The sequence below is a fragment of the Pseudomonas sp. B21-059 genome (assembly GCF_026016285.1).
GTDB lineage: Bacteria > Pseudomonadota > Gammaproteobacteria > Pseudomonadales > Pseudomonadaceae > Aquipseudomonas > Aquipseudomonas danubii.
The window spans coordinates 817501-835912 of record NZ_CP087201.1 but is presented as its reverse complement, the minus strand read 5'-3'; the positions used below and the strand labels follow the sequence as shown (position 1 = coordinate 835912).

Annotated in this window: 9 protein-coding genes and 2 rRNA genes (1 of these 11 cut by a window edge); 1 reads left to right on the top strand and 10 read right to left on the bottom strand. The window is 61.9% G+C overall.

Annotated features, from left to right (window positions below; all coding sequences use genetic code 11):
- Window positions 1–293: 293 nt before the first annotated feature.
- Complete coding sequence (mmsB, locus tag LOY69_RS03695) at window positions 294–1181, bottom strand: 3-hydroxyisobutyrate dehydrogenase (RefSeq protein ID WP_265074144.1); 888 nt, start codon at window positions 1179–1181, stop codon at window positions 294–296.
- 10 nt (window positions 1182–1191) lie between these two features.
- Window positions 1192–2718, bottom strand: coding sequence for a CoA-acylating methylmalonate-semialdehyde dehydrogenase (locus LOY69_RS03690; protein WP_102878272.1), 1527 nt, complete (start codon window positions 2716–2718; stop codon window positions 1192–1194).
- Between the two features lie 148 nt (window positions 2719–2866).
- Here LOY69_RS03690 and LOY69_RS03685 point away from each other — a divergent pair, with 148 nt between their 5' ends.
- Window positions 2867–3817 carry a LysR family transcriptional regulator gene (locus LOY69_RS03685; RefSeq protein ID WP_110595943.1) on the top strand — a complete coding sequence of 317 codons (951 nt, stop codon included), beginning with the start codon at window positions 2867–2869 and terminating at the stop codon, window positions 3815–3817.
- 46 nt (window positions 3818–3863) lie between these two features.
- Here LOY69_RS03685 and LOY69_RS03680 read toward each other — a convergent pair whose 3' ends face one another.
- The 8 genes from LOY69_RS03680 to LOY69_RS03645 all read right to left on the bottom strand — a co-directional run.
- Entirely contained in the window at window positions 3864–4358 is a 495-nt protein-coding gene (locus tag LOY69_RS03680) for an OmpA family protein (RefSeq protein WP_102878270.1), read from the bottom strand.
- Window positions 4359–4372: 14 nt separating this feature from the next.
- Window positions 4373–5641, bottom strand: a complete 1269-nt coding sequence (locus LOY69_RS03675; protein ID WP_102861014.1) for a diguanylate cyclase domain-containing protein — start codon at window positions 5639–5641, stop codon at window positions 4373–4375.
- The gene (locus LOY69_RS03670; protein ID WP_102861706.1) at window positions 5638–6219 is read right to left on the bottom strand and encodes a YfiR family protein; all 582 of its coding nucleotides are present in this window, start codon (window positions 6217–6219) and stop codon (window positions 5638–5640) included. The genes LOY69_RS03675 and LOY69_RS03670 overlap by 4 nt, the downstream gene beginning before the upstream one ends.
- Window positions 6220–6335: 116 nt before the next feature.
- Window positions 6336–8417 carry an exodeoxyribonuclease V subunit alpha gene (gene recD / locus LOY69_RS03665; protein ID WP_265074143.1) on the bottom strand — a complete coding sequence of 694 codons (2082 nt, stop codon included), beginning with the start codon at window positions 8415–8417 and terminating at the stop codon, window positions 6336–6338.
- The gene (gene recB, locus LOY69_RS03660) at window positions 8414–12106 is read right to left on the bottom strand and encodes an exodeoxyribonuclease V subunit beta (protein WP_265074142.1); all 3693 of its coding nucleotides are present in this window, start codon (window positions 12104–12106) and stop codon (window positions 8414–8416) included. The genes recD and recB overlap by 4 nt, the downstream gene beginning before the upstream one ends.
- Complete coding sequence (recC, locus tag LOY69_RS03655) at window positions 12103–15555, bottom strand: exodeoxyribonuclease V subunit gamma (protein ID WP_265074141.1); 3453 nt, start codon at window positions 15553–15555, stop codon at window positions 12103–12105. The genes recB and recC overlap by 4 nt, the downstream gene beginning before the upstream one ends.
- Window positions 15556–15718: 163 nt before the next feature.
- A 5S ribosomal RNA gene (rrf, locus tag LOY69_RS03650) occupies window positions 15719–15834 on the bottom strand.
- 145 nt (window positions 15835–15979) lie between these two features.
- Window positions 15980–18412 (bottom strand): 23S ribosomal RNA (locus LOY69_RS03645); it runs 459 nt beyond the window's last position.

Here is an 18412-nt window from a genome sequence, read left to right as displayed (position 1 = left end):
GACGAATTCTTATTTGGTCCAAAAAAAGCGGGAACCTGCCCGACGCAGGTTCCCGCAAACGCCCCGGCTGAAGGGGCCGCGTTCAATACCAATCTTCGCCAGACGTGAAATCGCTGCGGCCCTTCGGGCCGTTCGCAGCCTGCGGCAGCGGCTACACCCATCCTTGTAGCCGCTGCTGAGCCCGCGAAGCTGCGAAAAGGACCGCAGGGCCTTGCTTGGCGCTATCCAGCTTTGAGATCGCTACGTCTCCTGCGCAGCCGTTCGTAACCTGCGGCGGCTACACAATCTTTGCCTTACTGCGGTTTGCGGTAGCTGTTGACGATGGCCGAGAAGTCCTTGCCGCCTTCCCCACGCAGGCTCATGGCCTGGTACAGCTGCTGGGCCACGGCGCCGAGCACCACCGGCTGATGCGCCTGGCGCGCGGCCTCGGTGGCCAGCCCGAGGTCCTTGAGCATCAGCTCGGCACCAAAGCCGCCGGTGTAGCCCCGGGAGGCCGGGGCGGTTTCAATCACTCCAGGCCACGGGTTGTAGGTATCGGAACTCCAGCAACGGCCGGTGGAGCTGTTGATGATCCCGGCCAGCACCTGGGTATCGATGCCCAGGGCATCCCCCAGGGCCATGGCTTCGCTGACGCCGATCATCGAAATCCCCAGCAGCAGGTTGTTGCAGATCTTGGCAATCTGCCCGGTGCCCACTTCGCCGCAATGCACGATGTTGCGCCCCATCTGCGCCAGCACTGGCTGCAGGGTGGCGAACAGCTCAGTACTGGCGCCGACCATGAAGGTCAGGGTCCCGGCCTGGGCACCACCGGTGCCGCCGGACACAGGCGCATCGGCCATGGCCACACCTTGCTTGGCAGCCACAGCGGCCACTTCACGAGCGGTCTGCGGGTCGATGGTGCTGCAGTCCACCGCCGGTACGCCGCGGCCAATCCCCGCCAGCACCCCGTCTTCACCCAACCACACGCTGCGCACATGGGCCGCGGCCGGGAGCATGGTGATCACCAGTTCGGCGCCTTCGGCGGCCGCCTTGGGCGAAGCAGCAACGCGCCCGCCCAGTTGCGCCAACTCCGCCAACACGCTCTGGTTGAGGTCGAACAGGTTCAGCTGATGCCCGGCCTTGATCAGGTTGCGGGCCATGGGTGCGCCCATGTTGCCCAGGCCGATAAATGCAATGTTCATGTCAGGCTCCTCAACGCAGGCTGATGGTGGTGTTCACACCGTCGTTGACGCTGTCATCGTCGAACCAGCGGGCGGTGACGGTCTTGGTCTGAGTGTAGAACTGCACCACTTGCTTGCCGTACGGGCCCAGGTCACCGAGCTTGGAGCCGCGGGAGCCGGTGAAGCTGAAGAACGGAACCGGCACCGGAATCGGGATGTTGATACCCACTTGGCCGACGTCGATTTCGCTCTGGAACTTGCGCGCCGCCGCACCGCTCTGGGTGAACAGGCCGGTGCCGTTGCCGAAGGGGTTGGCGTTGACCAGGGCGATGGCCTGATCCAGGGTGTCCACCTCCAGCACCACCAGCACCGGGCCGAAGATTTCCTGGGTGTAGATCTGCATAGAGGGGGTTACCCCGGAGAACAGGGTCGGGCCGATGAAGTTGCCTTGCTCGTAGCCCGGGACCTGGATGCCGCGGCCATCGAGCTCCAGCTTGGCGCCTTCTTTCACGCCGCTTTCGATCAGTTCCAGAATCCGCGCCTTGGCGCGCTTGGACACCACCGGGCCAACATCGGTGCCCGGCTCGCTGCCGGCGTTGACCTTGAGTTTCTGTGCCAGGGCCTTGAGGTCCGGCAGCCATTGTTTCGAGGCGCCCACCAGCACCACCACCGAGGTGGCCATGCACCGCTGACCAGCAGCGCCGAAGCCTGCGCCCACCAGGGCATTGAGGGTCTGTTCGCGGTTGGCGTCGGGCAGCACCACGGCGTGGTTCTTGGCGCCCATCATCGATTGCACGCGCTTGCCGTGCTTGCCCGCCAGGTCATAGACGTGAGTGCCGACCGCGGTCGAACCGACGAAGGACACGGCTTTGATGTCCTTGTGAGTGCACAACGCATCCACCACGTCCTTGCCGCCGTGCACCACGTTGAGCACGCCGGCCGGGACGCCGGCTTCCACCGCCAGCTCCACCAGCAGCATGGTGGACAGCGGGTCCTGCTCGGAAGGCTTGAGGACGAAGGTGTTGCCGCAGGCGATGGCCATCGGGAACATCCACAGCGGGATCATCGCCGGGAAGTTGAACGGGGTGATCCCGGCGCACACACCGATCGGCTGGCGCAGGGTATAGGTGTCCACACCGCCGGCGACGTTCTCGGCGAACTCGCCCATCTGCAGGGTGCCGATGGAGCAGGCATGCTCCACCACTTCCAAGCCGCGGAAGATGTCACCCTCGGCGTCGGCGAGGGTCTTGCCCTGTTCGGCGCTGAGGACTGCGGCAATGCGCTTGGAATGCTCGCGGATCAGGGCCTGGAGCTTGAGCATGATGCGCATCCGCGCGCCGATCGGGGTCAGTTTCCAGGTCTGGAAGGCGCGCTGGGCGGCGGCGATCGCGGCATCGACTTCAGCGGCGGTGGCAAAGGGCACCTTGGCCAGCACTTCCTGGGTCGCCGGGTTGACGATGTCGTGCCATTCCTGGCTCTGGGACTGGACCCATTCACCGTCGATCAGCAGTTTGACCTGTTGCAGGGTGGTGCCGTCGGGCTTGAGGGATGCGTTCATGGGGTCTCCTGACTTCTTGAGTTCTTATGCAGGGAACCAAGGCGGGCAAGCGCCTTGAAAGAGGGGCTGTCGCGAGTTGGTGTCGGACGGTTTTTGGAGTATAGATGTGCAAACTTCTAATAAGAACGCACATAAAAACCGGTCCATCATGCAAAAAAACATCACCTCGCTAAGCACCCTGAACTGGGACGACCTGAAGTTTTTCCTCGAAGTGGCGCGCACCCGCAAGGCCAGCAGCGCGGCCAAGCGCCTGGCGGTGGACTACACCACGGTGTCGCGACGCATCGGTTCGCTGGAAACCGCCCTGGGCACCCTGTTGTTCGAAAAGTCCCGCACCAACGGTTTTGTTCTGACCGCCGAGGGCCAGCGCCTGCTGGGTTATGCCGAGTCCATCGAAAGCACCCTGCACATGGCGTGCGAGCAGGTCTCGGGTTCTGGCGTGGCGCTGTCCGGACACGTACGCATGGGCTGCACCGAGGGCTTCGGCAGCTTCTTCATCACCCCGCAGTTGAGCCACTTCCTCGATGAGTACCCGGCGATCTCAGTGGACATCCTGCCGCTGCCGCACTTCATCAGCCTGTCCAAGCGCGAGGCGGACATCGTCATTGCCCTGGAACGCCCGGAGCACGGCCCCTACGTGTGCTGCAAGCTGTGCGACTACCGCCTGCAGCTGTACGCCACCCAGGAATACCTCGACCGCCACCCGCCGATCCGCCGCCCCGGCGACCTGAGTGAGCATCAATTCATCAGCTACGTGGACGACCTGGCGTTCAGTTCCGAGCTGCTGTACCTGGCCAATGTGGTGCCCGGGGCCAGCGCCAACCTGCGCAGCACCAGCGTCATTGCCCAGTACGTGGCGGCGCAGCAGGGCCGCTCGCTGGCGATCCTGCCGTGCTTCCTGGCGGCCCAGGACCCGCGCCTGCTGCCGGTGCTGCCCAAGGAGATCAACTTGACCCGGCAATTCTGGATGTACTGCCGGGAAGACCTGCGCAAACTGAAGCGGATTACCCTGTTGTGGGATTACATCCGCGAGGTGACCGAGCAGAATCGGCCGCTGCTCATGGGGGACAGTCGCAGCATGCTGTTCGCCGCCCCCTGATCTTTAGCGACCGCCAAGCTAAAGCCGCAAAAGTGTGGATCGCCGATCAGTCGGCGATCACCACGATCGACACCCGGCGGTTCTCGGTGCGCCCGGCTGCGGTGCTGTTGGAAGCCACCGGCTCGCTGCTGCCCAGACCGCGCAGCTGGATGTTCTCTTCACGCATGCCGACCTGGGTCAGCACCTTGACCACGCTCTTGGCCCGGCGCACGGAAAGCTGCACGTTGTAGGCCTCCTTGCCCGAAGCGTCGGTGTGGCCATCGACCCGGACCTTCTGGATATCCACACTGAGCAGGGCCTTGCCGATGCGCTGGACGATCTCGGTGCTGGCCTGGTTCAGGGTCTCCACATCGCTGCCAAACAGCACCTTGCCCGACAGGCCGAAGGCCCAGCCTTCATCCGTCAGTTCGAAGCCCTCCTGTTTCAGTACCGCGATCTGCTGTGGAGTCAGACCTTTGGGCGGCACGCTCTGGCAGCCGGTCAGGGCCAAGAGGGCCATCAATACCAGGGTGCTGAACAGTCGAACCGTACGTTGCGTCATTGAGAACAAGGGAATTAGCTCCTGTTTTGAACCTGAACGATAGGGAGCTCCGCCCCCACTGTGTGTTGCCCGCCTCGCGAGCCGCGCTTGGCGTGGTACATGGCCTCATCGGCAGCGTTCAACAGGCTGCCGGGAGTCACGCCATGGTCCGGGTACACGGCAATGCCGATGCTCAGCGACGTCATGATCGACAGGTTGCCAGGCAATTGAATCGGCACGTCCATGCTGTGGATGATTTTGTCTGCGATGCGCTGGGCATCTTCAACCCGGTGCAGCGGGCTGAGCAGCACGGCGAATTCGTCGCCGCCCAGCCGGGCCACCAGATCCTCTTCACGCAGCTGCGCGCGAATTCGCGTGGCCACCGCCACCAGCACCGCATCACCCGCGGCGTGGCCGAAGTTGTCGTTGATTTCCTTGAACCGGTCACTGTCGAGAAACAGCACCGCCATGCGCTCGTTGAGCTTGTTGGCGCTGCGCAGTGCACGAATCAGCCGCCCCTCGAAAAACGCCCGGTTGGGCAGGCCGGTCAGGCTGTCGTGACTGGCCTGGTGAGCCAGGGTCTCATTCTCGCTTTGCAGGTGAGTCTGCCAGGCTTCCAGCTCATCGAGCAGGGCATTGAAGTCGTTGCCGAGGTTGTCCAGTTCGGCGATTTCCGCCGGCGGCACCCGCTGATCAAAGGCCCGCTCGCGCCGCGCCGCGTGGGCCACTTCCGCCAGGCTGCGCAAGGGTCCGGTGATCCCCCGCAGTTGCCGGCGTGCCAGGTACAGCGACACCCAGGCACTCAAGGCGGTACAAAGCACGATACCCACCAGACCACTGAGCAGAAAGCGCAGCAGACTGCCGCCATGGCCGGTGACATTGACGCTGCCCACTTCTCGGTTCTGATGAAGAATCGGCAAGCTGATGGGCTTTTCCAGGATCGCACTGGCAACGTGCATTTCCAGACGGGTCAGCAGACCGCTTTCTGGACGTTGCCAACTGGCCAGCAGACGGCCCTGGTTGTCATAGACCTTGGCATCGGCCACCTCTTCGGTTGAGGCAATCAGGGCCAGGGCCTCGGTGGCCACCACACTGTCGTTGAACACCACCGCCGCTTCCACGGTGTAGCTGATGGACCGGGCAATCAGGTGCAGGTTGTGATCGGCATAGACCCGCAATGCCAGGACCCCGAGGAAGGTCAGGGACAGGCTGGCCATGGAGATCGCCAACAGGGCGACGATCAGGTGACCGCGACCTATAACCGACCGCAGGGTCGGGCGGGCGTTGGGCTTGAACAGCTTCATGGCGCCGCCGGGCGACGACGCGACAGTTGCAGCACGCTGGGATGGATCTTCACCCCGCTGCGGGCCACTGAATCCAGGTTGACCTCGAACGACACTTGGTTGTCGCTGACCCGCAGGCAGAACAGGCTACCAACGGTGCACTGGTCGCCACCCTCGCTGATGCTCAGCACGGGTTGGCCGATCAGCGAATTGAACAGGCGACTCCGTTCATCGTTGCTCAGTTTGCCGACATAGACCGAGTCGCACTCACTGACGATTGCCGGGCTGCTGGCCAACAAGCGACGCACCAGCACCGGACGGCCGGTAGCCTGAGTAGTGCCCTTGAGCAGATCGTCGGTGTATTCGGTCGGGCCTACCACGCACAGGCGCAGTTCTGCAGGTTCCACGGGCCAGCGAGCGTAGCTGAGGATACCCAGCACCACTTGCGTCACTGCCTTGGCCCGCTGTTCCGCCAGGCTGGTAGAGGCTGACGGCTCTGGCTGCGCAATGGCAAGCAGACTGAACAGGCAAAGAATGGTCGACAGTACACACTGCCTCCACCCCAAAATGCGCTCTGTCCTGAAGACAGCCACGTCCATGCAGGGATTCTCTTTGAATTTCACGGAAATGATGCCGCAACGATAGCACAGCCCGGGAAAATGCAGCGAGCCCAGCGCCCCAAAACGGTGCTGGGCACTGGACAGCAACGCAGTGCTCAGTCCAGCTCCAGCATCAACCCGCTAAGGCGCTTGACCTTGCGCCGCACCGCCTCTTCAAACACCCCGGCCCGAGGCTCGATCAGGCTGAACCAATCCTTGGCCCGGGTGATTCCTGTATAGATCAATTCCTTGGTCAGCACTGGGTTCAGGGCGTCGGGCAGGATCAGCGCAGTATGGGCGAACTCCGAACCCTGGGACTTGTGCACGGTCATGGCGTAGACCGTTTCCACGTCATTGAGCCGGCTCGGCAGTACCAGGCGTACCCCGCCCTGGCCATCGTTGCGCGGGAAAGCCACCCGCAGCACCTGACGCCCGGCTTGCGGCCCCTCATGTTCCGGCAGCTTGAGGGCAATGCCAATATCGCCATTCATCAGGCCCAGACCATAGTCGTTACGGGTCATCAGCACGGGGCGGCCTTCGTACCATTGCTGGTCGCTGTCGATCAGCCGAGCCTTGAACAACGCCTGGGTGATCCGCAGGTTCAATCCTTCGACGCCCCACGGCCCCTTGCGCACGGCACAGAGCAACTGGAAGCGATCGAAGGCCTGCAGGACGTTGCGCGCCCAATCAGTCCAGCGGCGGTCTTCCAGGGCGGTGTCCGCGGGTGGACGCTGACTGCGCAGCACATTCAGGTAATGCCGATAGCCTTGTGGCCCCTCGCCGTGGCCTTCCAGCAACAGGCGCTCAAGGGCTCGGTCCTGCTCGCCCTTGAGACTCAAGCTGTACAAGTCCGCATGGCTGCGAGCCGCCAGCAGGCGCCGGGCCTCCTCGGCCTGTTGTTGATTGACCCAGCGCGCCAGCTGGCCAATGCCACTGCCTTCGCCGAAGCGCCGGGAGTGGCGCAGCATCACCACCTGCTGCGCCAGGGGATGCTGGTGCCCGGTGTCTTCCTGCAAGCCGCTGGCGCCCAGGTTCTCAGCGCTGACCGCTTCCAGCCAGGCGCGAGTCTGCCGGTTGTACCAGCCGGCCTCGGCATCGCGACACAGGTCACCGAGCACCGCCCCCGCCTCCACCGACGCCAGTTGATCCTTGTCTCCCAGCAGCACCAGGCGGGCATGAATGGGCAAGGCGTCCAGCAGATTGGCCATCATTTCCAGGTCGATCATCGAAGCTTCGTCCACCACCAGCACATCCAGGGGCAGACGGTTGCCAGCGTGGTGGCGGAAATGCCGGGTGCCCGGGCGATTGCCCAGCAAGCGGTGCACCGTGGTCACCTCGCTGGGGATCTTTTCCCGTACCTCGTCGGCGACTGCCAGGGACCGCACTTGCAGGCTGATGGACTCGGTAAGGCGGGCCGCGGCCTTGCCAGTGGGCGCCGCCAGACGAATGCGCAAGGGTTTGCGCGCCTCCACCGCCGGGGCCTGGAGCAACGCCAGCAGACGCACCACGGTGGTGGTTTTGCCCGTGCCGGGGCCACCGGTGATGATGCTGAAGGCGCCTCGGGTCGCCAGGGCACAGGCGAGTTTCTGCCAATCGATGGGCCCGGCAGCCTTGGCCGGGCCAAACAGCCCGTCCAGGCGCTGGGCCAGATTCTCCGGAGTCGCTTCCGTCGACGCCAGGCGCTGGCGCAGGGCATTGTCGATCCGCCGTTCATAGGCCCAGTAGCGCCGCAGGTACAGGCGCTTTCCGGACAGCACCAACGGCCGCTGCTGGGACGCCTCGCCGTGATCAGCCGACAGGGCCACCAGCCGACTGCCGGCCAGGACCTTGCACCAGTGCGCCCCCTCCAGATTCGCCAACACCTGGGAAGGCAGCATCGTGGCACCGCCTTGCGAATCCCCTTCCGGCGGCAGCGACAGGGCGAAATCCGGCTCCTTGAGGGTTTCGAACAGGTCCAGGCAGACATGCCCATGGCCCAACTGGTGACTGGTCAGGGCCGCTGCCATGAGCACCAACGGATCGCAGCCGGGGTCCAGCTCATGGAGGAAACCGACAAAAGCCTTGTCCAGGGCCCTCAGCCAGCCGCGTTCGACCCAACGCTCTAACAACAACAGTAGGTCTTCGGCGCGAGCCAGGGGCGCCAAGTCGAACTGGGGCGCTGGCGGCTCGGCCAACTGGACAAACAGATCCTGGGTCATAACAGCACTCCCTGTTCCCAGGCGGGCTCGGCCTTGGGCGGCTCGGGCTGGCCCTGGAACATGCGGTCGAGGCGTTCGATCAACTGCCGTGGCGGCCGGGCAAAGTACGCGCCCTGGCTCGCGGAGCGGCTACCGCGCAAAAACAGGTACAAGGCGCCGCCGATGTGCCGATCGTAATCGTAGTCCGCCAACCGGGCCTTCAGCTGCCGGTGCAGCGCCAGCAGGTAGAGCACGTATTGCAGGTCGTAGCGGTTGTCGAGAATCGATTGTTCCATGGCCTGCTCGGTGTAGGCCGCGTCGTCCACGCCCAGCCAGTTGGATTTGTAGTCGGCCACGTAATAGCGGCCCTGATGTTCGAATGTCAGGTCGATGAAGCCCTTGAACATGCCATTGAGCAGCACCGGCTCGGCGGTGACCCGAGGCGCGCCCTGGTGGGTCTGCTGGCGCACCAGCTCGTCGAGCTTGAGCACGTCGACCTTGTGGCTGGCAAACCAGAACTCCATTTCGACCCGGTACTGGGTCAGTCGCCCCAGCACCACTGGCGGTTGCCCATCCCCCACAGGCAGGGACGCCTGCAACAAGTGCTGCAGCCAATCGCTGAGGGTCAAAATCCAGCCTTGCCAGCCGCGACGATTGCAACGACGGGCGATGGCATCCTCGATCACCGCGGGGGCGGCGGCAAAACCCTCCTCCCCGGCCCATTCCAGCAGACCGTGGAGGAAAGTGCCGGGGTTCGGCCCCCGGGGAAACCGGTGAATATCGCCACCACTGGCGACGACTTCCCGAGGGGCCTCGGGGTCCAGCCGCTCATCGTCGAAGAGCTTCTGTGCCTGGGGATTTTCCGGGGCTTCGGTGCTGCCGGCCCCCAAGGTATCGCTGATGCGCAAGGCACTGTAGGAGGCGATCCACCAGTTCTCCGCCGCCCGTCGAATCGGCTGCAGCGGGGCCAGCAGGCTGGCGTCATTGCGCGGTGGGTAAAAGCGCTGGTCATCGGCCGCAGGCAGCTCGCTGACACCGATGGCCTCACAGCCTTGCTGCAAGTCCAGGAGCCAGCGCAGCAACCCCTTGGACTCGCCCAACAGGGCACCGCCGCCAAGCAGGTAGCCCAGGGCCGACAAGTGCAACACCGAGCTGCTGTGGTTGCCACGCTTGAGGTCGGCCACTCCCAGCCAGCAGGCATGCTGGGCCCGGGTCAGGGCCACGTAGAGCAGACGCAGATCTTCCGCCAGACGCTCCTCATCGGCTTGGGCGATCAGCTCCGGCGTCGGTCGCAAACTGACCTGGGCCTTGCCGGCAGCATCGTGGTAATGCAGCGGCAGGCGACTGCCATCCACCGGTTTGGTGGAGCAGATGAAGGGCAGGAACACCAAGGGGTATTCCAGGCCCTTGGACTTGTGGATGGTCACCACCTTGACCAGTTGCTCGTCGCTTTCCAGGCGCAGGATCTGCTCTTCACCGGCCTGCCCGGACAACGCCAGATGCTCGGCCAGATGGCGGATCAGCGCCTGCTCACCGTCCAGTTCCGCAGCGTTCTGCTGCAACAACTCAGACAGGTGCAGGAGATTGGTCAGCACCCGCTCGCCGTCGCTGCGGGCCATCAGCGCCTGGGGCAGTTGGAAGTCATGGAGCAGGCGTCGGAGCATCGGCAGCACGCCCTGGCTGCGCCAGATCGTGCGGTATCCGCGGAACTGCATGACTCGGGCTTCCCAGGCCAGTTCGTCCTGGTTCAGCCGCTCCAGTTCCACCAGGGACAGGTTCAGGGTCAGGGAGGCCAGGGCGGCCCGCAGCGGACGCTCCACATCCGGTTCGGCGCAAGCCTTGAGCCACACCAGCAGGTCCCGGGCTTCCTGGGCGGCGAACACCGAGTCCTTGTCCGAGAGATACACGCTGCGCACCCCGCGGGCGGCCAGTTCACCGCGCACCGCCTGGGCCTCCTTGCCGTCGCGGACCAGGATGGCAATATCCGCCGGCAACAGGCCCTTGAGTTCCTGCTGGTCGCGGACAAAGCCACTGCGCCCCTGCTGACCGCCATTGAGCAGATCGACAATGGCACTGGCACAGGCCGCGGCCTGCTGCTGACGATACTGGGCCCCGGACAGCGGTTGCTCCGAAGGCAGTTGCCAGAAGTTCAGCGCCGGCACCGCTTGGCCATCCACCTGCAGGCGCTCCTTGCGGCCCTGAGCGGCTACCACCAGGAAGGGCACCGGATTCTCGCCATCCTCTTCGCGAAACAGGAAGGCCCCCTGCCCTTGCTGGCGCTGTTCGGCTTGCAGGAACACATGGTTGACCGCACTGACCATGGCCTGGCTGGAACGGAAGTTGGTGCCCAGGGTATGCAAGCGTCCCGCGGTGGCCTGGCGGGCCCGCAGGTAGGTGTAGATGTCGGCGCCACGGAAGGCGTAGATCGCTTGCTTGGGGTCGCCAATCAGGAACAGCCCGGTTTCGGGGTCGTTGGCCTCGATGCGGTAGATGCTTTCGAAGATCCGGTACTGCACCGGATCGGTGTCCTGGAACTCGTCGATCAGGGCCACCGGGAACTGCTCGCGGATCAGAGTCGCCAGGCGCTCGCCGCCATCGCTTTGCAGGGCGCTGTCCAGACGCAGCAACATATCGTCAAAGCCCATTTCGGCGCGGCGACGCTTCTCTTCTTCAAAACGCGCACCGACCCACTGCGCAGCATGCTGCAGGACTGCGGCGTCCGGGCTGGGCAAGGCGTCGAGGCTGGCCTTGAGTCCAGCCATGGCATCGAGCCCCGGGTGCTGCGGCGCTTCACCTTTCCAGGCCTCGCTCATTCCGTCTGGGGTCAGGCGGGTGAAGCCGGTGCCAATATCCAACTGCTCAACGGATTCGTCCTCGGCCCAGGCAATGATCTTTTCAAACCAGGGCTCGAAGAAGCGGGCCTGCATCTTGCGGCCGTCGACACTCTTACTGGCAACGCCTTGCAGACAGATCTCCCGCAACTCCACCGCCCATTGCCGCCAGGGCGCCTTGAGTTGCACCAGCGCTTCCCGACGCTCCTGCAAACAGGCTTCGATCAATTCACTGGGGGTCTGTTCCGACGGCTCACGACGCTCGCTGCCGAACATCGCCCGCACCCGGGGCAACAATTGGGCCGGGCCGACCCAGTTGGAGCGCACCCAATTGAGCGCATCGCCCTGCATCGGATAGCAGAACAAGCGCCAGTAATCGCGCAGCACCTGACCCAGCAGATCGCTGTGGTCGGTTTCCAGGGTCTGGGTAAACAGGCTGCCGCTGTCGAAAGCGTGCTCGCGGAGCATGCGTTGGCACCAGCTGTGAATGGTGGAGACGGCGGCCTCATCCATCCACTGCGCGGCGATGTCCAGGCGGTTGGCGCAGACGGCCCATTGTTCGGCGGGGTACTGCTCCCGCAGCTCGACGATCAGGCTATCGGGGGCGCTGGTTTCGTCACGGAAGAAGCGTGCGGCCTCCGCTAAACGGGTGCGGATGCGTTCGCGCAATTCCTTGGTGGCGGCATCGGTAAAGGTCACCACCAGGATCTGCGGTGGCAGCAATTCGCGACCAAAGCCTGCGGACTCGCCACCGTGGCCCAGCACCAGACGCAGATAGAGCGCGGAGATGGTGAAGGTCTTGCCGGTGCCGGCACTGGCCTCGATCAGTTGGCTGCCCCGTAGGGGGAAGGCCAGGGCCAGAGGGACTTGTTGAGTCATGCGCCGGCCTCCTCGCCGAGGGCTGAACGCCAGGGGGCGTCCAGCAGGGGACGATAGAGTGTCTCGGCCCAGCCGCTGAAGGTTTCATCAGCGATCAGGGCGTTGTAGTCGGCGAATTGCCGAGCCAATGCCGGGCTTTCTCGACGCTCGCCTTCACTGTTCTGACCATCGCCATCGTAGGTCTTGCGGGCCGCGGCAGCGGCTTTGTCAGGATCGGTCTGGCCCAGCCAGGCGAAGGCAGTCTTGACAGCCACCGGCAGTGGCTGACGCATGCCCGATTGCCAGGCCAGCAGCAGATTGCCGAGGACCGCCCGAGCCTGATCCTGTTCCAACGGCGGCAACAGCAGGCTGTCATCGCTAGCCACCAACGCGGTGGTCAGGGAGTAACCGCTGGCGCAGGCCAGCAGATGGTTGATCCAGGGCTTGATCAAGCGGTGCCATTTGCGGGTTTTGAGCGAACCTATGCCGTTGGGAATGGTGGTCACGGCCAATAGCCCGCCATCCGCCCGTTGATGCAGGTGGCTCAACCAGCCTTCCAGGCGCACGCCCTGCAATTCCAGGCTGACAGGCAATGCACTGGTGACCGGGGTTGGCCACAGATCCAGCAGTTGCCGGTAGCGCTGCAGCAAGTCAGGCAGGGGCTCCATGAGTTCGCGCTGCAGGCACTCGCCGAAACCGGCCATGGGCAACAGGCCGCTGGCTTGCAGCCTTTGCGCCTGGGCCTGCAAGGCCTGATCCGGGTGTGCGGCATCGCTCAATGCGGCCTCCAGCAAGCTGTCGCTGAGGCTGTAGCGTTGCAGGGCGTCGAGGACAAAGGGCTCCTCGTCAGCCAGTGGTGCTTCCATGGCTTCAAAAAACACCTTGAGCCGTTGGCTGAAAAAGTGCCGTACCGGGTTGCGCAGAAAATCCTGCAACTGGGCCAGGCTCAAGGGCTCATCCTGTACATAAGGCTCGAGGCGTTCGGTGGTGCTGGTTTCTGCCGGGGCCTGATGCAGCACCTGCCACTCCCGGGCGTAACTGAACAGGACGTCATTGTCATGAAAGTAGCGGGCACTGAAGGGCTGCAGCGGGTGCTCCTGGGTCAGGGCCTCAAGCAGGGACTGCTGCGCATCGGCCAATCGCCAGCCACCGGCCAGATGATCGCGCAACTGGCCGATCAGCACCGAGGCAGGCCGTTCGCTGTTATCGCGGATGCTGCGGCCAACCCAACTGACATAGAGTTGGTCCCGGGCTGAGAGCAACGCTTCGAGCAGCAGATAGCGGTCATCTTCGCGTCGGGAACGGTCGCCGGGGCGGTAGTCGCTGCCCATCAGGTCGAAGTCCAGGGGCGGTTGCGCCCGTGGGTAGTCACCGTCATTCATGCCCAGCAGGCACACCAGCTTGAAGGGGATTGCACGCATCGGCATCAGGGTGCAGAAATTCACGGCGCCGGCGAGGAAGCGCTGGGACAAGCGGCCCTGATCAAGGCCCGCCAGCCAGGCTTCACGCACCACGGTCAGGGGCAATTGATCTTGCAGACCGACGGAGTCGCAGGTTTCCAGCCAGTTTTCCCGAAGGTCCTCGAGCTGGCCCAACAGGTAATCGTCATGCTCGGTGCTAGCCAGGAAGAACTGTTCCAGCAAGTGCTGCAGGCGCTCGCCCCATTGGGCTGGCACAGCAGGCTGAGTGAGTTGCTGGTAGGCAATCTGCAGGGCATCCAGCAGTGCGACCAAGGGGCCGATCAGCGCGGCATCCAGGCCGCCGATTTCGTCATAAGGCTCAATGCCGTCGCAGGCATCGGAGCGGCCGACCGCATATCCCAGGAGCATTCGGCGCAGGCCGAAACGCCAGCTGTTTTGCTCAAGCTCCTGGGGCAGTCCCAATTCGGCACGTTGTTCGGCGTTCATGCCCCAACGGATGCCGGCACCTTCGATCCAGCGGTGCAAGGTAGGCAGGTCAGCTTCATCGACACCAAAACGCGCACGCAATGCCGGGACGTCCAACAGGTCGAGAATCTCACTGACCGGGAAGCGGCTATCCGGGAGTTTGAGCAGGTGTTCGACGGCGATCAGCAACGGGTCGCGACCGCGCTGTCCCTGGTCGGTGAGGGTAAAGGGAATGAAACGTCGGTCATCACGCTCCAACTGGCCGAATACCGCACGGATATGCGGGGCGTAGCTGTCGATGTCGGGGACCATGACGATCACATCGCGAGGTCGCAGGTCGGGCTCGGCGCTGAAGCGTGCCAGGAGCTGGTCGTGGAGGATTTCCACCTCGCGCTGGGCACTATGGGCAATGTGAAAACGGATCGACTGGTCCTGCTGGAGATCGACTTCGGGCCACAGTTCGCGAGTCTCGTTGAGGGGACGCAGCTCGAGGATATCGTCCTGCAGCTGCTGAAGCATGGTGCGTGGCTGGCTGTCGCTGAACAGGTCGATGCGGCCATCGCGGAAAGCCGCGCGATAACTGTTGGGGTCGTCGTAGCTGTCCAGCAGGTTGATGTAGTCACGGCCCTGCTTGCCCCAGGCGGCCAGCAACGGATGGGCATGCTGGTGCAGGGTTTGCGGGTCCAGGGCCAGTGGCATACCGGCTTTGCGCGCCTGGCGTTTGTACTGATGGCGCAGCAGATCCTTGTCGGCAACGATGTCCGCCCAGTGATGGCGACAGGGGTTGTGCACACAGAGAAGGACTTGGCTGAAACGGGCCAATCCGGCCAAAGCCTCCAAGGCCTGGGCCGGCAAGGAAGAAATACCGAAAACGATCACCCGTGACGGCAGGCCAGCGGGAGCTTGATCCAGGTTATTGATCCGCTCGATAAAGCGTTGGTGGACTCCGGCTCGGCTCTGGGCCATGCCCTCGGTACCCACATCCAGAAGCAGTGCTCGCCACAGTTCGGCTTGCCAGCAGTTGGCCGGGGTCAGGGTTTTGGCTTCGCCACGAACGTTACGCAGTGAATGGCGTCCAGCGGCCCAGTCCTCCAGCCAATCGGCCCGATAGACCTGGTACTGGTCGAACAGGTCGGCAAGGCGCTCTGCCAGTTGGTAGCGTTTACGCAAATCACTGTCGTGGGTCAGGAAGCGCTGCAAGGGTTCGAAGTGGGGCTCATCGATCAGTTCTGGCAGCAGGCGCATCAGACGCCAGGTCAGCGGGGCTTTGTCCAAAAGGGATTTAGGCGGGATTTCATCGCGTCCCAATACCAGACGATAAAGCTGCCACATGAAGCTGCCAGGCAATTGCACATCGATGGCGGCGGCAATGCCGCAACCGCCGGAGTCGTCCTCTTCAGGATCTTCAGCCAGGGCCAACTTCAGCCATTGCGCGATGCCATTGCTCTGCACCAGGGCGATTTCATTTTCCAGAGGGGCCAGCGGGTAGCGCCGCATCCAGCTGACCACCAGGCTGCGCAACTCGTCCAGGCGGTTACCGTGAACCACCATAAAACCTGGGGTGAGGGACGAGGCGTCCGGCATAAGGGCTTCCTTGGAGAATACAAAAAGCTAGGCCGGAACCTTAGCACTGTCACGGGGTGGTGGCAGCCGGAGCGAGCAAACAGCACAAGAGAAACCGCTGCAGCTTTTCTCCGCGCAAAAACAAAACCCCAATTGCTTTCGCAATTGGGGTTTCGGAATTTAATCTTGACGATGACCTACTCTCACATGGGGAAACCCCACACTACCATCGGCGATGCATCGTTTCACTTCTGAGTTCGGGATGGGATCAGGTGGTTCCAACGCTCTATGGTCGTCAAGAAATTCGGTAGCCAGTCCGTTGCTGATGCAACGTGCCAGCGAATGGGTATGTAATAGATTTGTGTGTTGTGCAAACTTTCGGTTTGTTGCGTCTTCACACACCGCAATCTGTCTCTTTCGAGTTCGCAAATTGCTTGGGTGTTATATGGTCAAGCCTCACGGGCAATTAGTATTGGTTAGCTCAACGCCTCACAGCGCTTACACACCCAACCTATCAACGTCGTAGTCTTCGACGGCCCTTTAGGGGATTCAAGATCCCAGTGAGATCTCATCTTGAGGCAAGTTTCCCGCTTAGATGCTTTCAGCGGTTATCTTTTCCGAACATAGCTACCCGGCAATGCCACTGGCGTGACAACCGGAACACCAGAGGTTCGTCCACTCCGGTCCTCTCGTACTAGGAGCAGCCCCTCTCAAATCTCAAACGTCCACGGCAGATAGGGACCGAACTGTCTCACGACGTTCTAAACCCAGCTCGCGTACCACTTTAAATGGCGAACAGCCATACCCTTGGGACCGGCTTCAGCCCCAGGATGTGATGAGCCGACATCGAGGTGCCAAACACCGCCGTCGATATGAACTCTTGGGCGGTATCAGCCTGTTATCCCCGGAGTACCTTTTATCCGTTGAGCGATGGCCCTTCCATACAGAACCACCGGATCACTAAGACCTACTTTCGTACCTGCTCGACGTGTCTGTCTCGCAGTCAAGCGCGCTTTTGCCTTTATACTCTACGACCGATTTCCGACCGGTCTGAGCGCACCTTCGTACTCCTCCGTTACTCTTTAGGAGGAGACCGCCCCAGTCAAACTACCCACCATACACTGTCCTCGATCCGGATAACGGACCTGAGTTAGAACCTCAAAGTTGCCAGGGTGGTATTTCAAGGATGGCTCCACGCAAACTGGCGTTCACGCTTCAAAGCCTCCCACCTATCCTACACAAGCAAATTCAAAGTCCAGTGCAAAGCTATAGTAAAGGTTCACGGGGTCTTTCCGTCTAGCCGCGGATACACTGCATCTTCACAGCGATTTCAATTTCACTGAGTCTCGGGTGGAGACAGCGCCGCCATCGTTACGCCATTCGTGCAGGTCGGAACTTACCCGACAAGGAATTTCGCTACCTTAGGACCGTTATAGTTACGGCCGCCGTTTACCGGGGCTTCGATCAAGAGCTTCGCGTTAGCTAACCCCATCAATTAACCTTCCGGCACCGGGCAGGCGTCACACCCTATACGTCCACTTTCGTGTTTGCAGAGTGCTGTGTTTTTAATAAACAGTCGCAGCGGCCTGGTATCTTCGACCGGCATGAGCTTACGGAGCAAGTCCTTCACCCTCACCGGCGCACCTTCTCCCGAAGTTACGGTGCCATTTTGCCTAGTTCCTTCACCCGAGTTCTCTCAAGCGCCTTGGTATTCTCTACCCAACCACCTGTGTCGGTTTGGGGTACGGTTCCTAGTTATCTGAAGCTTAGAAGCTTTTCTTGGAAGCATGGCATCAACCACTTCGTCACCTAAAAGGTAACTCGTCATCAGCTCTCGGCCTTAGAACCCCGGATTTACCTAAGATTCCAGCCTACCACCTTAAACTTGGACAACCAACGCCAAGCTGGCCTAGCCTTCTCCGTCCCTCCATCGCAATAACTAGAAGTACAGGAATATTAACCTGTTTTCCATCGACTACGCTTTTCAGCCTCGCCTTAGGGACCGACTAACCCTGCGTCGATTAACGTTGCGCAGGAAACCTTGGTCTTTCGGCGTGGGTGTTTTTCACACCCATTGTCGTTACTCATGTCAGCATTCGCACTTCTGATACCTCCAGCAAGCTTCTCAACTCACCTTCACAGGCTTACAGAACGCTCCTCTACCGCATCACTTACGTGATACCCGTAGCTTCGGTGTATGGTTTGAGCCCCGTTACATCTTCCGCGCAGGCCGACTCGACTAGTGAGCTATTACGCTTTCTTTAAAGGGTGGCTGCTTCTAAGCCAACCTCCTAGCTGTCTAAGCCTTCCCACATCGTTTCCCACTTAACCATAACTTTGGGACCTTAGCTGACGGTCTGGGTTGTTTCCCTTTTCACGACGGACGTTAGCACCCGCCGTGTGTCTCCCATGCTCGGCACTTGTAGGTATTCGGAGTTTGCATCGGTTTGGTAAGTCGGGATGACCCCCTAGCCGAAACAGTGCTCTACCCCCTACAGTGATACATGAGGCGCTACCTAAATAGCTTTCGAGGAGAACCAGCTATCTCCGAGCTTGATTAGCCTTTCACTCCGATCCACAGGTCATCCGCTAACTTTTCAACGGTAGTCGGTTCGGTCCTCCAGTCAGTGTTACCTAACCTTCAACCTGCCCATGGATAGATCGCCCGGTTTCGGGTCTATTCCCAGCGACTAGACGCCCTATTAAGACTCGCTTTCGCTACGCCTCCCCTATTCGGTTAAGCTCGCCACTGAAAATAAGTCGCTGACCCATTATACAAAAGGTACGCAGTCACAGAACAAAGTCTGCTCCCACTGCTTGTACGCATACGGTTTCAGGATCTATTTCACTCCCCTCTCCGGGGTTCTTTTCGCCTTTC